At 52.9% G+C, this 16,903-nt stretch carries 17 protein-coding genes; 1 reads left to right on the top strand and 16 read right to left on the bottom strand.

The genetic code is table 11. The features are described 5' to 3' along the window. The 4 genes from pstA to E0E17_RS07160 form a co-directional block, all read right to left on the bottom strand. Nucleotides 1-894, bottom strand: coding sequence for a phosphate ABC transporter permease PstA (gene pstA, locus E0E17_RS07175; RefSeq protein ID WP_130832888.1), 894 nt, complete (start codon nucleotides 892-894; stop codon nucleotides 1-3). Next, nucleotides 891-1,853: a phosphate ABC transporter permease PstC gene (pstC, locus tag E0E17_RS07170; protein WP_130835485.1), complete on the bottom strand. Its 963-nt coding sequence runs from the start codon at nucleotides 1,851-1,853 to the stop codon at nucleotides 891-893. Before pstC ends, pstA begins: the two co-directional genes overlap by 4 nt. Before the next feature lie 86 nt (nucleotides 1,854-1,939). Beyond that, nucleotides 1,940-2,983 carry a phosphate ABC transporter substrate-binding protein PstS gene (pstS, locus tag E0E17_RS07165; protein ID WP_130832886.1) on the bottom strand — a complete coding sequence of 348 codons (1,044 nt, stop codon included), beginning with the start codon at nucleotides 2,981-2,983 and terminating at the stop codon, nucleotides 1,940-1,942. Nucleotides 2,984-3,171: 188 nt separating this feature from the next. Continuing rightward, nucleotides 3,172-3,957 carry a sulfite exporter TauE/SafE family protein gene (locus E0E17_RS07160; RefSeq protein ID WP_272940789.1) on the bottom strand — a complete coding sequence of 262 codons (786 nt, stop codon included), beginning with the start codon at nucleotides 3,955-3,957 and terminating at the stop codon, nucleotides 3,172-3,174. A gap of 173 nt (nucleotides 3,958-4,130) precedes the next feature. Between E0E17_RS07160 and E0E17_RS07155 the strand changes: the two genes are divergently transcribed. Beyond that, nucleotides 4,131-4,913, top strand: a complete 783-nt coding sequence (locus tag E0E17_RS07155; RefSeq protein WP_130832883.1) for an AraC family transcriptional regulator — start codon at nucleotides 4,131-4,133, stop codon at nucleotides 4,911-4,913. A 59-nt stretch (nucleotides 4,914-4,972) separates the two neighbouring features. Here E0E17_RS07155 and glmS read toward each other — a convergent pair whose 3' ends face one another. The 12 genes from glmS to rsmG form a co-directional block, all read right to left on the bottom strand. Next, a complete protein-coding gene (gene glmS / locus E0E17_RS07150; protein WP_130832881.1) occupies nucleotides 4,973-6,802 on the bottom strand; it encodes a glutamine--fructose-6-phosphate transaminase (isomerizing) in 1,830 nt (609 codons plus the stop codon). A 145-nt stretch (nucleotides 6,803-6,947) separates the two neighbouring features. Then, on the bottom strand, nucleotides 6,948-8,318 hold the full coding sequence (glmU, locus tag E0E17_RS07145; RefSeq protein WP_130832879.1) for a bifunctional UDP-N-acetylglucosamine diphosphorylase/glucosamine-1-phosphate N-acetyltransferase GlmU: 1,371 nt from the start codon (nucleotides 8,316-8,318) through the stop codon (nucleotides 6,948-6,950). Nucleotides 8,319-8,476: 158 nt separating this feature from the next. Beyond that, nucleotides 8,477-8,896: a F0F1 ATP synthase subunit epsilon gene (locus tag E0E17_RS07140; protein WP_130832877.1), complete on the bottom strand. Its 420-nt coding sequence runs from the start codon at nucleotides 8,894-8,896 to the stop codon at nucleotides 8,477-8,479. Nucleotides 8,897-8,920: 24 nt separating this feature from the next. Next, on the bottom strand, nucleotides 8,921-10,318 hold the full coding sequence (atpD, locus tag E0E17_RS07135; RefSeq protein WP_130832875.1) for a F0F1 ATP synthase subunit beta: 1,398 nt from the start codon (nucleotides 10,316-10,318) through the stop codon (nucleotides 8,921-8,923). A 154-nt stretch (nucleotides 10,319-10,472) separates the two neighbouring features. Next, nucleotides 10,473-11,339 carry a F0F1 ATP synthase subunit gamma gene (atpG, locus tag E0E17_RS07130; protein WP_130832873.1) on the bottom strand — a complete coding sequence of 289 codons (867 nt, stop codon included), beginning with the start codon at nucleotides 11,337-11,339 and terminating at the stop codon, nucleotides 10,473-10,475. A 52-nt stretch (nucleotides 11,340-11,391) separates the two neighbouring features. Continuing rightward, complete coding sequence (atpA, locus tag E0E17_RS07125; protein ID WP_130832870.1) at nucleotides 11,392-12,933, bottom strand: F0F1 ATP synthase subunit alpha; 1,542 nt, start codon at nucleotides 12,931-12,933, stop codon at nucleotides 11,392-11,394. A gap of 14 nt (nucleotides 12,934-12,947) precedes the next feature. Then, nucleotides 12,948-13,481, bottom strand: a complete 534-nt coding sequence (gene atpH, locus E0E17_RS07120) for a F0F1 ATP synthase subunit delta (protein WP_130832868.1) — start codon at nucleotides 13,479-13,481, stop codon at nucleotides 12,948-12,950. A 14-nt stretch (nucleotides 13,482-13,495) separates the two neighbouring features. Continuing rightward, a complete protein-coding gene (gene atpF / locus E0E17_RS07115) occupies nucleotides 13,496-13,966 on the bottom strand; it encodes a F0F1 ATP synthase subunit B (RefSeq protein WP_130832866.1) in 471 nt (156 codons plus the stop codon). 103 nt (nucleotides 13,967-14,069) lie between these two features. Further along, nucleotides 14,070-14,309, bottom strand: a complete 240-nt coding sequence (gene atpE, locus E0E17_RS07110) for a F0F1 ATP synthase subunit C (RefSeq protein ID WP_003849523.1) — start codon at nucleotides 14,307-14,309, stop codon at nucleotides 14,070-14,072. Nucleotides 14,310-14,357: 48 nt separating this feature from the next. Beyond that, complete coding sequence (atpB, locus tag E0E17_RS07105) at nucleotides 14,358-15,176, bottom strand: F0F1 ATP synthase subunit A (RefSeq protein WP_130832864.1); 819 nt, start codon at nucleotides 15,174-15,176, stop codon at nucleotides 14,358-14,360. A gap of 8 nt (nucleotides 15,177-15,184) precedes the next feature. Beyond that, nucleotides 15,185-15,565, bottom strand: coding sequence for a F0F1 ATP synthase subunit I (gene atpI, locus E0E17_RS07100; RefSeq protein ID WP_130832862.1), 381 nt, complete (start codon nucleotides 15,563-15,565; stop codon nucleotides 15,185-15,187). 711 nt (nucleotides 15,566-16,276) lie between these two features. Continuing rightward, a complete protein-coding gene (gene rsmG / locus E0E17_RS07095; protein ID WP_130832860.1) occupies nucleotides 16,277-16,894 on the bottom strand; it encodes a 16S rRNA (guanine(527)-N(7))-methyltransferase RsmG in 618 nt (205 codons plus the stop codon). Between the last annotated feature and the right edge of the window lie 9 nt (nucleotides 16,895-16,903).

The raw sequence follows: 16,903 nt of genomic DNA, 5'->3' as shown, positions 1-16,903 counted from the left end.
TTAGTTTTTGCGTTTGGCAAAAATCAGGCGTGCTGCGATGTTTAACAGCAGTACGCACAGGGTAATGATCAGGACACCCGCCCAGGCCAGGCTTTGCCACTCGGCAAAGGGGCTCATGGCAAACTTGAAGATCGTTACCGGCAGGTTCGCCAGTGGTTGCATCATATCCGTGCTCCAGAACTGATTTGAGAGCGCGGTAAAGAGTAAAGGGGCGGTCTCGCCAGCAATACGCGCAATGGCCAGTAACACACCGGTAATAATGCCTGACACTGAGGCTTTCAGAGTGATGGCTGAAATCATCTTCCATTTTGGCGTGCCCAGCGCATAAGCCGCTTCACGCATGCTATCCGGCACCAGCAACAGCATATTTTCCGTGGTACGAATGACAATAGGGATTTGCAGCAGCGCCAGAGCGATAACACCTGCCCAGCCGGAGAAGTGCTGCATCTGCGCAACCACCAGGGTATAGACGAACAGCCCAACCACAATCGAAGGCGCTGACAACAGAATATCATTAATAAAACGGATCGCTTCTGCCAGCCAGGATTTACGCCCGTACTCAGCCAGCCAGATGCCCGCCATAATCCCCAGCGGCGTACCAAACACCGTCGCCCAGAGGATCAGCAGGCCACTGCCCGCCAGCGCATTGGCCAGTCCACCGCCAGCGGTATTGGGCGGCGGGGTTGATTCAGTAAACAGCGAAAGCGACAGGCCATCAAAGCCGCGCGTCAGAGTGGTATAGAGGATCCAGATTAACCAGAACAGGCCAAACGCCATGGTCAGCAGCGACAGGGTCAGCGCAATCTTATTTTTGGTACTGCGCCAGGACTGCATTTTGCGCCGCGACACCCCGGGACCGGGCTGCGCAGAAACTTGCCTCTCGATAGTGGTCATGATCGCGCTCCCTCATTTTTCGCCAGTCGCATAATCATCAATCGGGAGATCGCCAGCACAATAAAGGTAATGACAAACAGGATCAGTCCCAGCTCCATCAGGGCAGCCACATGCACGCCTGACTCCGCTTCCGCAAATTCGTTAGCCAGCGCGGAAGTGATACTATTGCCCGGCATAAACAGCGAGGCGCTGTCGAGCTGGTAGGTATTGCCGATGATGAAGGTTATCGCCATGGTTTCTCCCAGCGCACGCCCCAGCCCCAGCATAATGCCGCCAATGACGCCATTTTTGGTGAACGGCAGGACGATACGCCAGATCACCTCCCAGGTCGTGCAGCCAATGCCATAGGCTGACTCTTTCATCATTACCGGCGTCTGTTCAAAGACATCACGCATGACGGAAGCGATGTAAGGAATAATCATAATGGCGAGAATAATGCCCGCAGCGAGGATTCCGATGCCAAAAGCCGGGCCGGAAAAGAGCGCGCCGATAATGGGAATATTTGCCACGACCTCGCCCACCGGCGTCTGAAAATATTCAGCAAACAGCGGCGCGAAGATAAACAGCCCCCACATCCCATAGACAATGCTGGGGATGGCCGCCAGCAGCTCAATCGCGGTGCCAAGCGGACGACGCAGCCAGCCCGGAGCCAGTTCCGTCAGAAACAGGGCTATACCAAAACTCACCGGTACGGCGATGATCAGAGCGATCAACGAGGTCACCAGAGTGCCGTAAATCGGCACCAGCGCGCCGAACTGCTCGTTGGGCGCATCCCAGGTTTTGTTCCACAGAAACGAGAAACCAAATTTCTCGATGCTTGGCCAGGAGGAGATGATCAGGGAGAGGATAATGCCGCCTAACAACAGCAGCACGATCAGCGCCGCCATTCTGACCAGTGTCCCGAAAATCATGTCACCTTGTTTGCCTGGCGCGTTGAACGTCGGCTTTGTCGCAGCCATAGTGATCTCAGCCTTCAGAATAGATCTGGGCGACATAGCTGCCGCCCGGGATAACCGGCCAACCGGAGTCAGCCTCTGGTGTGCGCTTACTGATACAGCGCTTTGCCGCTGCTGTCTTTGATACTGGCTTTCCAGGCGTCACGGATTTGCGTCACCACCGAATCGGGCAGCGTTGCGTAATCCAGGCTGATGGCCGTCTGACCACCATTCTTATAAGCCCAGTCAAAGAATTTCAGCACTTCACTGCCTTTTTCGGCATTGGTCTGGTTTTTGTACAGCAAGACAAAGGTCGTGGAGGTAATCGGCCAGGCGTCATCGCCTTTCTGGTACGTCAGATCCTGGGCAAAAGATTTGCTCCAGTCAGCCCCTTTCGCGGCGTTACTGAAACTCTCTTCGCCCGGAGTAACCGGTTTGCCATCGGCGCTGAGCAGTCGGGTGTAGTTCAGGTTGTTCTGTTTCGCGTAAGCATACTCCACGTAGCCGATGGAGCCCGGCAGACGCTGTACAAACGCGGCGACGCCATCGTTGCCTTTACCGCCCAGGCCAGTTGGCCAGTTTACGGTGTTGCCTTTCCCGATTTTGCTGCTCCACTCCTCATTCACTTTCGCCAGATAGCTGGTGAAGACAAAAGAGGTGCCGGAGCCATCCGCACGGCGCACCACGTTAATGTTGGTGGCTGGCAGTTTCACATTTGGGTTCAGTTTCGCGATCGCCGGATCGTTCCACTTCTTAATGTTACCCAGGTAGATATCACCTACGGTTTTGCCATCCAGCGTCAGCTCGCCTGATTTAATGCCCGGCAGGTTTACCGCCAGTACCACCCCGCCAATGACCGTCGGAAACTGGAACAGGCCATTTTTCTGCAGATCTTCATCTTTCATCGGCGCATCGGAGGCACCGAAATCAACTGTTTTAGCAATAATTTGCTTCACGCCACCGGAAGATCCGATTCCCTGATAGTTAATTTTGCTGCCGGTCGCTTGCTGATATTCGGCTGCCCATCTGGCATAAACCGGTGCCGGAAATGTCCCACCAGCGCCGGTCAGATCGGTGGCAGCCATGGCCGGGACCGCAGTGACGGAAAGCGCCGCGGCAAGCATGCGGACCAGAGTGTTATGCATCAGTGTCATGTTCCCTCCAGGGGCGTTTATCTCTGTTTCAGAGCGTTTTTATTAAACGTTATTGATTGCTGCAGGAGGGAAAATAGGACAGTTTAGTGACAGTAAAATGTATGAAATATGACAGTTTTGTGACAAAGCAAAATATCTTGCCTCCCTGTCTTAACATCGACAGAGAGGGTTTCCCGATCCGGCTGTTTTTATATAAGTATGGCTATCAGCACCGTTGCTAACAGGGCAATATAAATACGCGCATGTAGCTCATCAGGCACCGCGGGAATAAAGCGACGCGTAAAAAGCATGCCCATGAAACCTGAAGCAGTAAGTAGCGTAAGTATCTTCAGGTTGATAAAACCTATCCAGACTTCCCCCGGACTGAAATGCACTCCGCCGAGACCGTACATCGCTGTTCCGCACAGCGCTACGGGAAGGGAGAGCGGATTTGCCGCACTTACGCATTTTTGCATCTCATAGCCGTGTCGCCTGAGCAATGGCACCGTCATAACGCTGCCCCCCACGCCCAGCAGCGCCGCCACGATACCAATAAAGATCCCTCCCATACGTGCCGTGAATCCCTTTAACATGCGCCGTTCAGAGGCAATGACAAAACCTTTACGTAACAAGCAGTCCGCCAGAGTAAGCATGAGATAGAGGATAAATAATATCCTGATGATCTCATCGTTTATTCCGCCTGAAAGCAGAGAACCTACCACTGCCCCGACTGCGATAAACCACATTAATGGAAACAGGAGGCTGGCCGTCAGTTTTCCTGCTCGCCAGCTCTGAAAGCTGGCCCAGCCTGCATTAAAGATCATTACCGCAGTTGAGGTGGCGACGGCAATATGCATGGCCCGGTCAGACAGTATCTGCTGATGGGTCATTATGTGATATACAAAAGGTACCACCACAAAACCGCCGCCAAAACCAAACAGTACCGTCGTGATACCGGTCATAAAGCCCGCGAAAATAATTATAAATATATCCACTTAATAACCTTTCAATCCGCCTGTGTTGATGTATAAATTTTTATCCGGACGACCCGCTACTCTCCTGCAGCCGCCGTTGAGCAAAAAAGGTTATCGGGTTAAAGGATCGCTTCCCATGCCAGCAACGCGCATTTACTTTTGTAAATCGGTCAACCGGGGGTATCGCCGTTTTTATGCGTAATGTTCACATTGATGATTATGACGGGCTTGATCGAGAGGTAGTGGCTGTAGGCAACGATTATTCAAAGAATTATGTGCTGCCTGAACATCATCATCGTCGGGCTCAGCTGCTTTACGGTGCAACCGGCCTGATGCAGGTTACTACAGTTACAGGGAACTGGATGGTGCCGCCGCAACACGCGGTGTGGATACCTGCACAGATGGCGCATAGCGTGAAATTTATTGGCGTTTCAACACGCAGTCTGTATATCGAACCTGAAAGCGCTAATAAACTACGCTTAAGTCAGCAGTGTAAAATTTTAGCCGTATCGCCTTTATTAAGACAGCTGCTTATCGAGGCTGTCGAGCTGGACCCTTTATATCACTCAGATCGGGATCGCCTGCTTATTGCCTTACTTCTGCAGGAACTGGCGATGATGGAAGCCAAAGAGTTTAAAATTCCGCTGCCGCAAAATGCCCGCTTTCTGGCGCTGTGTCAGGCTTTTTTAAGTGCGCCCTCCATCCATGATGCGCCAGAGCGCTGGGCAAGCACGCTATGCATGAGCCTGAGCACTTTCCGGCGTCATTTTATCCAGCAAACCGGCATGCCTTTTTCAGTCTGGCGACAACGAGCCTGTGTATTAGTGGCCCTGGCCAGGTTAGTCGAAGGAACCGCTGTTAATGAGATAGCATTGAGCATGGGTTATGACAATTACTCGTCGTTTTCCACCATGTTTCGGCGTATGACAGGCCAGCCGCCCTCTTTTTATCATCCGGCGAAGTCTGCAGGCCGTTAACCTGACCAGCCGCCTTCGGGTTGATTAAGCTGAGACGGGCCCCTGAGGGCCCGTTAACGTTACTCAACAGTAACGGATTTGGCGAGATTGCGCGGCTGGTCGACATCGGTGCCCTTGATCAGCGCAACATGATAAGAGAGCAGCTGCAGCGGCACGGTGTAGAAAATCGGTGCAATAACCTCTTCCACATGGGGCAGCGAAATAATTTTCATGCCATCGCTGTCGCTGAAACCGGCATCCTGATCGGCAAAGACATAGAGCAAACCACCGCGTGCCCGAACCTCTTCGATATTGGATTTCAGTTTCTCCAGCAGCTCGTTGTTCGGCGCCACGACAATGACCGGCATATCCGCATCGATCAGAGCCAGCGGGCCATGCTTCAGTTCTCCGGCAGCATAAGCCTCGGCATGAATATAGGAGATCTCTTTCAGCTTCAACGCCCCTTCCATCGCGATCGGGTACTGATCGCCGCGACCGAGGAACAACGCATGACTCTTATCGGAAAAACCTTCGGCCAGCGTTTCGATCAGATTATCCTGCGCCAGCATCTGTTCGATACGGCTGGGTAGCGCCTGCAGGGCATGAACGATGTCATGCTCCTGCTCTGCCGCCATCCCGCGCAGGCGACCCAGCTTCGCCACCAGTATCAACAGTACAGTCAGCTGCGTGGTAAAGGCTTTGGTCGAGGCAACACCGATTTCGGTGCCCGCTTTGGTCATCAGCGCCAGATCAGACTCACGCACCAGCGATGAACCGGCTACGTTACAAATTGCCAGCGAGCCGAGATAGCCCAGCTCTTTTGACAGACGCAGCGCTGCCAGGGTATCTGCAGTTTCCCCTGACTGCGACAGGGTAATCAGCAGGCTGTTTTTACGTACCGCAGATTTGCGATAGCGGAACTCAGAGGCGATCTCGACATCACAAGGCACGTTAGCCAGCGACTCAAACCAGTAACGCGCTACCATGCCGGAGTTATACGAAGTACCGCAGGCGATAATCTGCACATGCTCAACCTGGCTCAGCAGCGTTTCTGCATGGGGGCCAAGTTCACTGAGGTCCACCTCGCCATGACTGAAGCGCCCGGTTAAGGTGTTCTTGATAGCCTGCGGCTGCTCATAAATCTCTTTCTGCATGTAGTGACGGTAAACGCCTTTATCACCAGCATCATATTGCACGCTGGATTCGATCTCATCACGCCTGACCTGATTGCCTGCACGATCGATTACCGTAACTTCACGACGGGTAATCTCCGCAATATCACCCTCTTCCAGATAGATAAAGCGGCGGGTAACCGGCAACAGCGCCAGCTGATCGGAAGCGATAAAGTTTTCGCCTACGCCACGGCCAATGACCAGCGGGCTGCCGGAGCGGGCCGCCACCAGCAGCGACGGATCGCGGCTGTCCATGATCACCATGCCATAAGCGCCACGCAGTTGCGGGATCACCCGCAGCACTACCTCACGCAGCGATCCGCCCTGCTTCTGTTCCCAGTGCACCAGGTGCGCGACCACTTCCGTATCTGTTTCTGAGGAAAAGCGGTAACCGCGATCTTTTAACAGCTCACGCAGCGGCTCATGGTTCTCGATAATGCCGTTGTGAACAATGATAATATGTTCAGAGATATGCGGGTGGGCATTGGCTTCCGAAGGTTCACCGTGGGTTGCCCAGCGGGTATGGGCAATCCCGGTGCCGCCAATCAGCGGATGTTCTTCTGCCGCTTCTGCCAGTTTTTGGACTTTGCCGAGACGACGCAGGCGCGTAACGTGCCCCTGTCGATCCACCACAGCCAGACCGGCCGAATCATAACCGCGATACTCCAGACGACGCAGACCTTCCAGAAGAATTTCTGCGATATCGCGCTGCGCTACTGCGCCAACAATTCCACACATGATGTTTTCCTGACTCCAGGCTTTTCGCCATTTTCGTTGTCATACGACCTGATAGTCCGGCATTGCCGGTTCCCCGAGCCTTGTAGAGAGTGGGGATATTTTTATGTTATCTGCTGCAGGCCCGCAGAAGCGGGCCATCAAAAACTTATTTCTTTTTCACCGGGCGCTGCCAGCCCGCTTTGTGGTTCTGTTCTTTACGGTTATAAACCAGCTCTGCACCCGTCACATCTTTCATAACCGTGGTGCCGGCAGCAATGGTCGCGCCACTGGCGACACTGACTGGTGCGACTAACTGCGTATCGGACCCGACAAATACATTGTCGCCAATCACCGTTTTAAATTTGTTCGCGCCATCGTAATTGCAGGTGATCGTACCGGCGCCAATATTCACGTTCGCGCCAATTTCCGCATCGCCCAGATAAGAGAGATGGCCCGCTTTGGAGCCCTTACCAAGACGTGCTTTCTTCATCTCAACAAAGTTACCGACATGCGCCTGCTCCGCCAGATCGCTGCCGGGACGCAGACGGGCAAAGGGCCCCACGGTGCAGGCTGTTGCCAGCGTGGCATCCTCAATCACCGAATAAGGACTGATTTCACAATCGTCGCCGATAATGCTGTTTTTAATCACGCATCCGGCACCGATCTTCACGCGATTCCCCAGCTTAACCTGACCTTCGATAATGACATTGGCATCAATTTCCACATCCCGGCCATGCTGCAGCGTCCCACGCAGATCGAATCGTGTCGGATCGCGCAGCATCACCCCGGCCAGCAGCAACGCTTCTGCCTGCTGAGCCTGATAAGCACGCTCCAGCGTCGCCAGCTGCAGGCGGTTGTTAACCCCCTCGGTTTCACTGATGCGTTGCGGCTGTACCGCAACAATTTCGCGCCCCTCCGCGTGGGCGAGCGCAATAATATCGGTAATGTAGTATTCGCCCTGCGCATTGTTATTGGTCAGCTGCGCAAGCCAGCGTTTCAGATCACCGCCGTTAGCCATCAGGATCCCGGTATTAATTTCGCGGATAGTCAGCTGTTCAGGGGTAGCATCTTTTTGCTCTACAATCCCGGTGATGACACCGTTTTCACGCACTATGCGTCCGTAGCCGGTCGGGTTATCCAGCACTACCGTCAGGAGACCAATGCCGCCCTGCGGCTTCACGGCCTGCAGGCGCTCAAGGGTGGCCTGCGCAATCAGCGGCACGTCACCGTAAAGCATCAGGATATCTTCGTCGTCGGCAAAATGGGGCGCAGCCTGCTGCATGGCGTGGCCGGTACCCAGCTGTTCCGCCTGCAGTACCCAGTTGAGATCATTATCGGCCAGGGTATTCTTCAGCCGCTCGCCGCCATGGCCATAGACCAGATGAATATGACGCGCACCGAGCCCTTTTGCGGCATCAATAACGTGCTGAACCATGGGTTTGCCTGCCAGAGTGTGCAGAACTTTAGGAAGATCGGAATACATCCGGGTGCCCTTACCGGCCGCAAGGATCACCACACTCATCGCGCTGTTAGACATAACTATCCTGACTGTTTATGACAGATGAAAGGTAAACGTTTTACGCCTGAGATTACTACATTTTTCTCAGTCCGAAATTAGGTCTGTGCCGGTTTACGACATTGGGGCAAAAAAAATGCCAGCCCCATGGGCTGGCATTTCTGATACATAACGCCTGATTAAATCGCTTTTTTAGTCAGCTCGATCACACGCAGTTTAGCGATGGCTTTCGCCAGCTCCGCAGAAGCCTGAGCATAGTCCACGTCGCCGTGGGTGCTGTTCATGTGCTCTTCTGCTTTGCGCTTCGCTTCCAGTGCGCGTGCTTCGTCCAGGTCAGTACCGCGAATAGCGGTATCTGCCAGCACCGTGGTGCTGCCCGGCTGCACTTCCAGCACGCCGCCAGAGAGGTAAATATACTCCTCTTCACCGTGCTGCTTCACGATACGAATCATACCAGGCCTGATAGCAGTCAGCAGCGGGGCATGGCCAGGATAAATTCCCAGCTCGCCTTCACTGCCGGACACCTGAATATGCTGCACCGTACCGGAGAACATTTTCTGCTCCGCGCTGACCACATCCAGGTGATAAGTCATAGCCATATCTATCCTCCCGGGAAACTGTAATTACAGTTTCTTCGCTTTTTCCACGGCTTCTTCGATGGAACCTACCATGTAGAAAGCCTGCTCAGGCAGATGGTCGAATTCACCTTCCATAATGCCTTTAAAGCCACGGATGGTATCTTTCAGCGGAACATATTTACCCGGTGAACCGGTGAAGACTTCGGCCACGAAGAACGGCTGAGACAGGAAGCGCTGAATCTTACGCGCACGTGCCACCAGCAGTTTATCTTCTTCAGACAGCTCGTCCATACCCAGGATGGCGATGATGTCTTTCAGTTCCTGGTAACGCTGCAGCACTGACTGCACGCCACGCGCGGTGTCGTAGTGTTCCTGACCAACTACCAGCGGATCCAGCTGACGGCTGGTAGAATCCAGCGGGTCAACGGCCGGGTAGATACCCAGAGAGGCAATCTGACGGCTCAGCGTAACGGTTGAGTCCAGGTGGGCGAAGGTGGTTGCCGGTGACGGGTCAGTCAGGTCATCCGCAGGGACGTAAACGGCCTGTACGGAGGTGATTGAACCGGTCTTGGTAGAGGTAATACGTTCCTGCAGGACACCCATCTCTTCGGCCAGCGTCGGCTGATAACCTACCGCTGAAGGCATACGACCCAGCAGTGCGGATACTTCCGTACCGGCCAGGGTATAACGATAGATGTTGTCGATGAACAGCAGAACGTCACGACCTTCGTCACGGAATTTTTCTGCCATGGTCAAACCGGTCAGCGCTACGCGCAGACGGTTCCCCGGCGGCTCGTTCATCTGACCATACACCAGCGCAACTTTATCGATAACGTTGGAATCGGTCATTTCATGGTAGAAGTCGTTACCTTCACGGGTACGCTCACCCACGCCAGCAAATACCGAGTAACCTGAGTGCTCAGCCGCGATATTACGGATCAGCTCCATCATGTTTACGGTTTTACCTACACCCGCACCACCGAACAGACCGACTTTACCGCCCTTCGCGAACGGACACATCAGGTCGATAACTTTGATGCCGGTTTCCAGCAGTTCCTGCGAGTTAGACTGATCTTCATAAGAAGGCGCTGCGCGGTGAATAGAGGAAACCTCTACAGCGCTGCCGTCTTCTTCTTTCAGATCGCCTTTCATGTCGATCGGCTCACCCAGCACGTTCATGATACGGCCGAGAGTTGCTTTACCTACCGGTACCTGAATCGGCTGGTTAAGGTCAGCCACTTCCAGGCCACGTTTCAGGCCATCAGACGAACCCATGGCGATGGTACGTACCACGCCACCGCCCAGCTGCTGCTGGACTTCCAGCACCAGACGAGCATCACCATTTTTAACCTCAAGGGCGTTGTACACTTGGGGTACTGCGTCCTGAGGGAACTCGACGTCAACAACGGCGCCGATGATCTGGACAATCTTTCCAGTTGCCATCTTGAATCCTCTACCTAATTCGTTTTACCCGGCTTACTTGATGCTGCAGCGGCGTAGCCTGCGTTCTTCCCCTGAGTCGCCAACTTTAGTCAGCACATCAGGATCCCTTCTTATGCCGCCCGGCTTAAGCATCCGATAATCCGGGTATACCTGGTTAAACCGCGGAGGCCCCCGAGACGATCTCGGTAAGTTCCTGGGTGATGCTGGCCTGACGAGCTTTGTTGTATACCAACTGCAGCTCTTTGATCAGGTTACCGCCGTTATCGGTCGCAGCTTTCATCGCCACCATACGCGCGGCCTGCTCGCTGGCCAGGTTTTCCACAACACCCTGATAAACCTGCGATTCGACATAACGACGCAGCAGAGTATCCAGCAGCGCTTTCGGATCGGGCTCGTACAGATAGTCCCAGGTCTTTTTCTTCATCTCCTCTTCACCTTCTGCTGGCGGTAACGGCAGCAGCTGAGCAACGTTCGGAGTCTGAGACATGGTGTTGTTAAATTTATTGCTGACGATAAACAGCTTGTCGATGCGGCCTTCATCATAAGCCTGCAACATCACTTTTACCGGGCCGATCAGTTCGGAGAGGGAAGGATTATCTCCCATTCCGGTAACCTGCGCCACGATGTTGCCACCAACAGAACCAAAGAATGAGAGACCTTTGGAACCGATAATGGCCAGATCGCTCTGTACCCCTTTATCAGCCCAGGTTTTCATCTCTGCCAGCAATTTTTTGAACAGGTTAATGTTCAAACCACCACAAAGCCCGCGGTCGGTAGACACGACCAGATAGCCGACGCGCTTAACGTCGCGCTCTTGCAGGTAAGGGTGCTTGTATTCCAGATTCCCTAACGCAAGGTGACCAATCACTTTGCGCATGGTTTCTGCATACGGACGGCTGGCCGCCATGCGTTCCTGCGTTTTACGCATTTTGGAGGCGGCGACCATTTCCATCGCTTTGGTGATTTTCTGCGTATTTTTTACGCTTCCAATCTTACTACGTATCTCTTTTGCGCCGGCCATTAGCTTCTCCTCAAAGCCTTGCGGCCTGTCTTTTCAGACAAGCCGCCAGACATTACCAGGACTGGGTTGCCTTGAACGTATCGAGGAGGTTTTTCAGTTTCTCTTCGATATCGTTGTTATAGTTACCAGTTTGGTTGATTTCCTGCATCAGCTCGGCGTGTTCGCGATCGGCAAAGGCCAGCAGCGCAGCTTCGAAGCTGCCAATTTTCGCCAGTTCAACGTCGTTCAGGTAACCACGTTCAGCAGCAAACAGAACCAGACCCTGCTGTGCAACAGACATCGGTGCATACTGTTTCTGTTTCAGCAGCTCAGTCACTTTCTGACCATGGCTCAGCTGTTTGCGGGTTGCTTCGTCCAGATCGGAAGCAAACTGCGAGAAGGCAGCCAGTTCACGATACTGCGCCAGTGCAGTACGGATACCACCGGACAGTTTCTTGATGATCTTGGTCTGAGCAGCACCACCCACACGGGATACTGAGATACCCGGGTTCACCGCCGGACGAATACCGGAGTTGAACAGGTTAGATTCCAGGAAGATCTGACCGTCGGTAATAGAGATTACGTTGGTCGGAACGAACGCAGAAACGTCACCCGCCTGAGTTTCGATGATTGGCAGCGCGGTCAGTGAACCGGTTCTGCCTTTCACTTCGCCCTTAGTGAAGGTTTCAACATACTCAGCGCTTACGCGAGAAGCACGCTCCAGCAAACGAGAGTGGAGATAGAAAACATCACCCGGGAACGCTTCACGACCCGGCGGACGACGCAGCAGCAGAGAAATCTGACGATAAGCGATAGCCTGCTTGGAGAGGTCATCGTATACGATCAGCGCATCTTCACCACGGTCACGGAAGTATTCACCCATGGCACAGCCGGCATACGGTGCCAGATATTGCAGCGCAGCAGATTCAGAAGCAGAAGCCACTACGACAATGGTGTTTTCCAGCGCACCGTTATCTTCCAGCTTACGCACCACGTTAGCGATGGTAGAGGCTTTCTGGCCGATAGCGACGTAAACGCATTTAATACCGGAATCACGCTGGTTGATGACAGCATCGATCGCCAGCGCGGTTTTACCGGTCTGACGGTCGCCGATGATCAGCTCACGCTGGCCACGACCGATTGGAATCATCGCATCAACAGATTTGTAGCCTGTCTGTACAGGCTGGTCTACGGACTGGCGATCGATAACGCCGGGTGCGATCACTTCAACCGGCGAGAAGCCGTCGTTCTCGACAGGGCCTTTACCGTCGATCGGCTGGCCCAGGGTGTTAACCACACGGCCCAGCAGGCCACGGCCAACCGGTACTTCAAGAATACGGCCAGTACACTTCACCTTCATGCCTTCGGCAAGGTCAGCGTAAGGACCCATAACTACCGCACCTACCGAGTCACGCTCGAGGTTCAGGGCGATAGCGTAACGGTTGCCCGGCAGAGCAATCATTTCACCCTGCATGACATCGGCCAGGCCGTGTACGCGGATGATACCGTCACTTACAGAAACAATAGTACCTTCGTTGTGAGCTTCGCTCACTACATTGAACTGAGCAATGCGCTGCTTGATCAGTTCGCTGATTTCGGTGGAATTCAGTTGCATATGCTCCAGTCCCCTTAAGACTGCAAGGCGTCTGCCAGACGCTCAAGACGGCCGCGCACGCTGCCATCAATCACCAGATCACCCGAACGGATGACCACGCCTGCCATTACAGACTTATCAATTTTGCAATTCAGCTTAACTTTGCGTGACAGACGTTTTTCCATCGCGGCGCTGATTTTATTCAGCTGGTCGTCACTCAGCGTACTGGCGGAAGTTACATCAACTTCAGCAACCGCTTCATAAGCGTCACGCAGTTGAATAAACTGTTCCAGTACAGCCGGAAGCGCTGTCAAACGTCCGTTTTCCGCCATCACCTTGATAAGGTTCTGCGCGGGTTCATCCAGTTGATCACCACAGACGGTGATGAAAGAGGCGGATAAGGCTTCCGGTGCCAGGGCACCAGAAAGGAGATCTGCCATCTGTTCATTACGAGCCACTTCTGCGGCAAACGCCAGCATCTGCTGCCAGCGTTCGATACCTTGATGTTCAACAGCAAAGTCAAAAGCTGCTTTGGCGTAGGGGCGAGCTACAGTAATCAGATCAGACATCAGCCCCTCCCTCCTTACAGTTCAGCGACCAGTTTATCAACGATGTCGCTGTTAGCAGCTTCATCCACGGAACGTTCGATGATCTTCTCGGCGCCAGCCATTGCCAGCAACGCGACTTGCTTACGCAACTCTTCACGTGCACGTTTACGCTCAGCTTCGATTTCTGCCTGCGCCTGTGCGACGATCTTGTTACGTTCCTGCTCAGCTTCAGTTTTCGCATCATCCAGAATCTGAGCGCGACGCTTATTAGCCTGCTCGATAATGACCTGAGCTTCTTCTTTGGCTTTTTTCAGCTGGTCGGTTGCATTAGCCTGCGCGAGATCCAAATCTTTCTTCGCGCGTTCAGCAGAAGCAAGGCCTTCAGCAATTTCTTTCTGGCGCTTTTCGATGGCAGCCATAATCGGCGGCCATACGTACTTCATGCAGAACGCGACAAACAGGATAAACGCGATGGCCTGGCCGAGGATTGTAGCGTTAATATTCACAGCACAATGCCTCTTGTTAAGTTAAGTTGCTCTGCCGTTATCGGTGATAAGCGGCAGAAGGCGTTCATCATCACACCGGGTGCAATGGATAAACAAACGGCTACTAGGCGACAGCAAACATCACATAGAGACCCAGACCAACAGCGATCATCGGGATAGCATCCACCAGACCCATAACAACAAAGAACTGCGTACGCAGCAGCGGAATCAGGTCAGGCTGACGTGCAGCGCCTTCCAGAAATTTACCCCCGAGGATGCCGATACCGATCGCAGCACCGATTGCCGCCAGGCCCATCATCACAGCGGCAGCCATGTACAGCAGATCCATATTCAGGTTTTCCATGACAGTCTCCAGTTTGTTTCAGTTAAAAGCAGTAGTGTTAAGAAAAAATCAATGTTCTTCAGACGCCATCGACAGATAGACAATCGTGAGAACCATGAAAATGAAAGCCTGCAGCGAAATGATCAGGATGTGGAAAATGGCCCATGGCACATTCAGCACCCACTGACTCCACCACGGCAACAGACCCGCAATCAGGATAAAGATCAGTTCACCCGCATACATGTTGCCGAACAGTCGCAGACCAAGTGAAACCGGTTTGGACAGCAGGCTAACGCCTTCCAGAATCAGGTTGATGGGAATGAAGATCGGGTGATTAAAAGGTTGCAGCGTCAGCTCTTTAGTAAAGCCACCCACACCTTTCATTTTGACGCTGTAGAACAGAATCAAAATAAATACGCCCAGCGCCATAGACAGCGTGATGTTCACATCTGCAGACGGCACGACGCGCAGCGCCGGCAGACCCAACACATGCTCACCAATGTAAGGCAGCAGGTCGATAGGCAGCAGATCCATGAAGTTCATCAGGAAGACCCAGACAAAAATCGTCAGAGCCAGGGGGGCGATAACTTTGCTTTTACCGTGGTACATGTCGCGCACGTTACTATCAACGAAGCCGACAACCAGCTCGATAGCCGCCTGCAATTTCCCTGGCACACCGCTGGTGACACTTTTCGCCACTTTGCGGAACAGCACCAGGAAAATCAATCCCAGCACTACAGAGAAAAACATGGAATCCAGGTTTAACGTCCAGAACGTTGCCGGTGCGTCGTGTGCATTCACCAACTCGAATGTACGCAGGTCAAGCTGAAGATGCTTCAGGTGATGACCTATGTAATCCTGCGGCGTTGAGATTTCTCCTGCGGCCATGATGCCTCTTACCCTTTGTTGTTAATTACAGCCGGTGCAACAATCTGAACCACCAGCACCGATAACCAGGTTAGTCCGACAGGCAAAAACACTGCCCCGAACACACCCAACGCCACAACGAGAAAAATAATAGTGGCAAACACCTTAAACACTTCACCGAGAGCAAAGCTCCAGGCAACGCGCCCTTTTGCGGGTGTTTGCGCCTGCAGGCGCCAGGCTAAAAACATAAACATTACGTTTGGCAGCCAGGCTGCCACTCCACCGGCCAGAGCAGAGGCGCCCCACGTGACATCTTTCAGAGTAAAGAGTGCGCCGATTACGACAAAGGTCACCAGCTGAAGAAGCAGCACGGTTCGGGCTAATTTCACACTGTAAAGAGACACTGACATGACGCTGTTACTCTCCTGCCCCGTTAGGGTATGTCGCGTGTCGTATAAGACTGCCTTTACTCTTTTGAGTCAAGCAGCAAAAGCCGAGCAAATTATACGGGCCACACCTGCGATTTCAATCAGTAAGTAGCGAAAAGGTGAACAATTATTTAAATTTCTTTCCGGAGGGCTATTTTTCCAAACATTCCCCTCAGGTTAAATGAAGATCGTGAAGCAGAACCGGCCCGCATGGGCGCTTATAAAGCGTGCAGTAGATCACATTACAGGCATTTTTGCGGTTACATATTTTCTATGTGCCAGACTTTATATCATCAGCAGACCCGTAAAAATTTAAGATTTACAATAATTTAAAAATAATCACTTCGCGCTGAAGCCCTATTCTCATTTAAAGCGCGCTATTGACAACCCGGACGGCAATAAACAACTCCTTTTATTATTACGTCCGCCAGGTAATTGCGCGGTTATATTTGCTCGCGTGATTATATTTTCCCGGATACAACCCGGGAAAAGTAATCTTGCTGATAAATAAATGTGAAATAAAGGTTAAATGTAACAGTGCTTTTCGGATAATTTCGGCCTGCGCATTTAACCGCCCTGCCCCACTTGTTACGCATTAACAATGCGATTTTATCCGGTGCGAATGCTGCTTTTTTATCCGGCTCAGTGTAGGAAAATTCCGGCAGCAGGGCATTAACCATAAAATTTATAAGGCTATTGCCGCCTGATGACAACCAGATGTCTCTCCCCTTCCAGCTCAGGAACCTGAAGCGCGACCACTGATTCAAGCGCAAATCCGCCTGGCAATGCCGCTATTTCATCATCAGGGCGTACCCCTTTCAGCGCATAAAAACAACCGTCCGTAGCAGGCAGATGATGGCACCAGCTCACCATATCGTTGAGCGAAGCAAAGGCACGGCTGATCACGCCATCGAAAGGCGGCTCGGCCGGGAAATCTTCAACACGACGCTGTACCGGCGTTACGTTATTCAACCCCAGCTCATGCTGCACCTGACGCAAAAAGCGCACGCGCTTACCGAGGCTGTCCAGCAGGGTAAAGTGCGCCTGGGGACGTACGATGGCCAGAGGAATACCCGGCAGCCCGGGGCCTGTGCCGACATCGATAAAGCGCTCACCCTTCAGATAGGGCTCCACCACAATACTGTCGAGGATATGGCGCACTAACATCTGCTGCGGATCGCGCACCGACGTCAGGTTATAGGCCTTATTCCACTTATCCAGTAGCCCAACGTAAGCTACCAGCTGTTGTTTTTGTTGATCGGAGAGCGAAATATTTGCGGCGTTAAGCAACGCGGAGAGTTTGTTAATCACGAAGCGATT

Origin of the sequence: [Erwinia] mediterraneensis (assembly GCF_900604315.1) — a bacterium.
Lineage (GTDB): Bacteria > Pseudomonadota > Gammaproteobacteria > Enterobacterales > Enterobacteriaceae > Pantoea > Pantoea mediterraneensis_A.
The sequence above is the reverse complement of the archived record's forward strand: the minus strand, read 5'-3'. Positions and strand labels throughout refer to the sequence as shown.

What these genes read in the sequence shown, in the direction of transcription:
- pstA (WP_130832888.1), bottom strand. Translation starts at nt 894, where the DNA reads ATGACCACTATCGAGAGGCAAGTTTCTGCGCAGCCCGGTCCCGGGGTG.
- pstC (WP_130835485.1), bottom strand. Translation starts at nt 1,853, where the DNA reads ATGGCTGCGACAAAGCCGACGTTCAACGCGCCAGGCAAACAAGGTGAC.
- pstS (WP_130832886.1), bottom strand. Translation starts at nt 2,983, where the DNA reads ATGACACTGATGCATAACACTCTGGTCCGCATGCTTGCCGCGGCGCTT.
- E0E17_RS07155 (WP_130832883.1), top strand. Translation starts at nt 4,131, where the DNA reads ATGCGTAATGTTCACATTGATGATTATGACGGGCTTGATCGAGAGGTA.
- glmS (WP_130832881.1), bottom strand. Translation starts at nt 6,802, where the DNA reads ATGTGTGGAATTGTTGGCGCAGTAGCGCAGCGCGATATCGCAGAAATT.
- glmU (WP_130832879.1), bottom strand. Translation starts at nt 8,318, where the DNA reads ATGTCTAACAGCGCGATGAGTGTGGTGATCCTTGCGGCCGGTAAGGGC.
- E0E17_RS07140 (WP_130832877.1), bottom strand. Translation starts at nt 8,896, where the DNA reads ATGGCTATGACTTATCACCTGGATGTGGTCAGCGCGGAGCAGAAAATG.
- atpD (WP_130832875.1), bottom strand. Translation starts at nt 10,318, where the DNA reads ATGGCAACTGGAAAGATTGTCCAGATCATCGGCGCCGTTGTTGACGTC.
- atpG (WP_130832873.1), bottom strand. Translation starts at nt 11,339, where the DNA reads ATGGCCGGCGCAAAAGAGATACGTAGTAAGATTGGAAGCGTAAAAAAT.
- atpA (WP_130832870.1), bottom strand. Translation starts at nt 12,933, where the DNA reads ATGCAACTGAATTCCACCGAAATCAGCGAACTGATCAAGCAGCGCATT.
- atpH (WP_130832868.1), bottom strand. Translation starts at nt 13,481, where the DNA reads ATGTCTGATCTGATTACTGTAGCTCGCCCCTACGCCAAAGCAGCTTTT.
- atpE (WP_003849523.1), bottom strand. Translation starts at nt 14,309, where the DNA reads ATGGAAAACCTGAATATGGATCTGCTGTACATGGCTGCCGCTGTGATG.
- atpB (WP_130832864.1), bottom strand. Translation starts at nt 15,176, where the DNA reads ATGGCCGCAGGAGAAATCTCAACGCCGCAGGATTACATAGGTCATCAC.
- atpI (WP_130832862.1), bottom strand. Translation starts at nt 15,565, where the DNA reads ATGTCAGTGTCTCTTTACAGTGTGAAATTAGCCCGAACCGTGCTGCTT.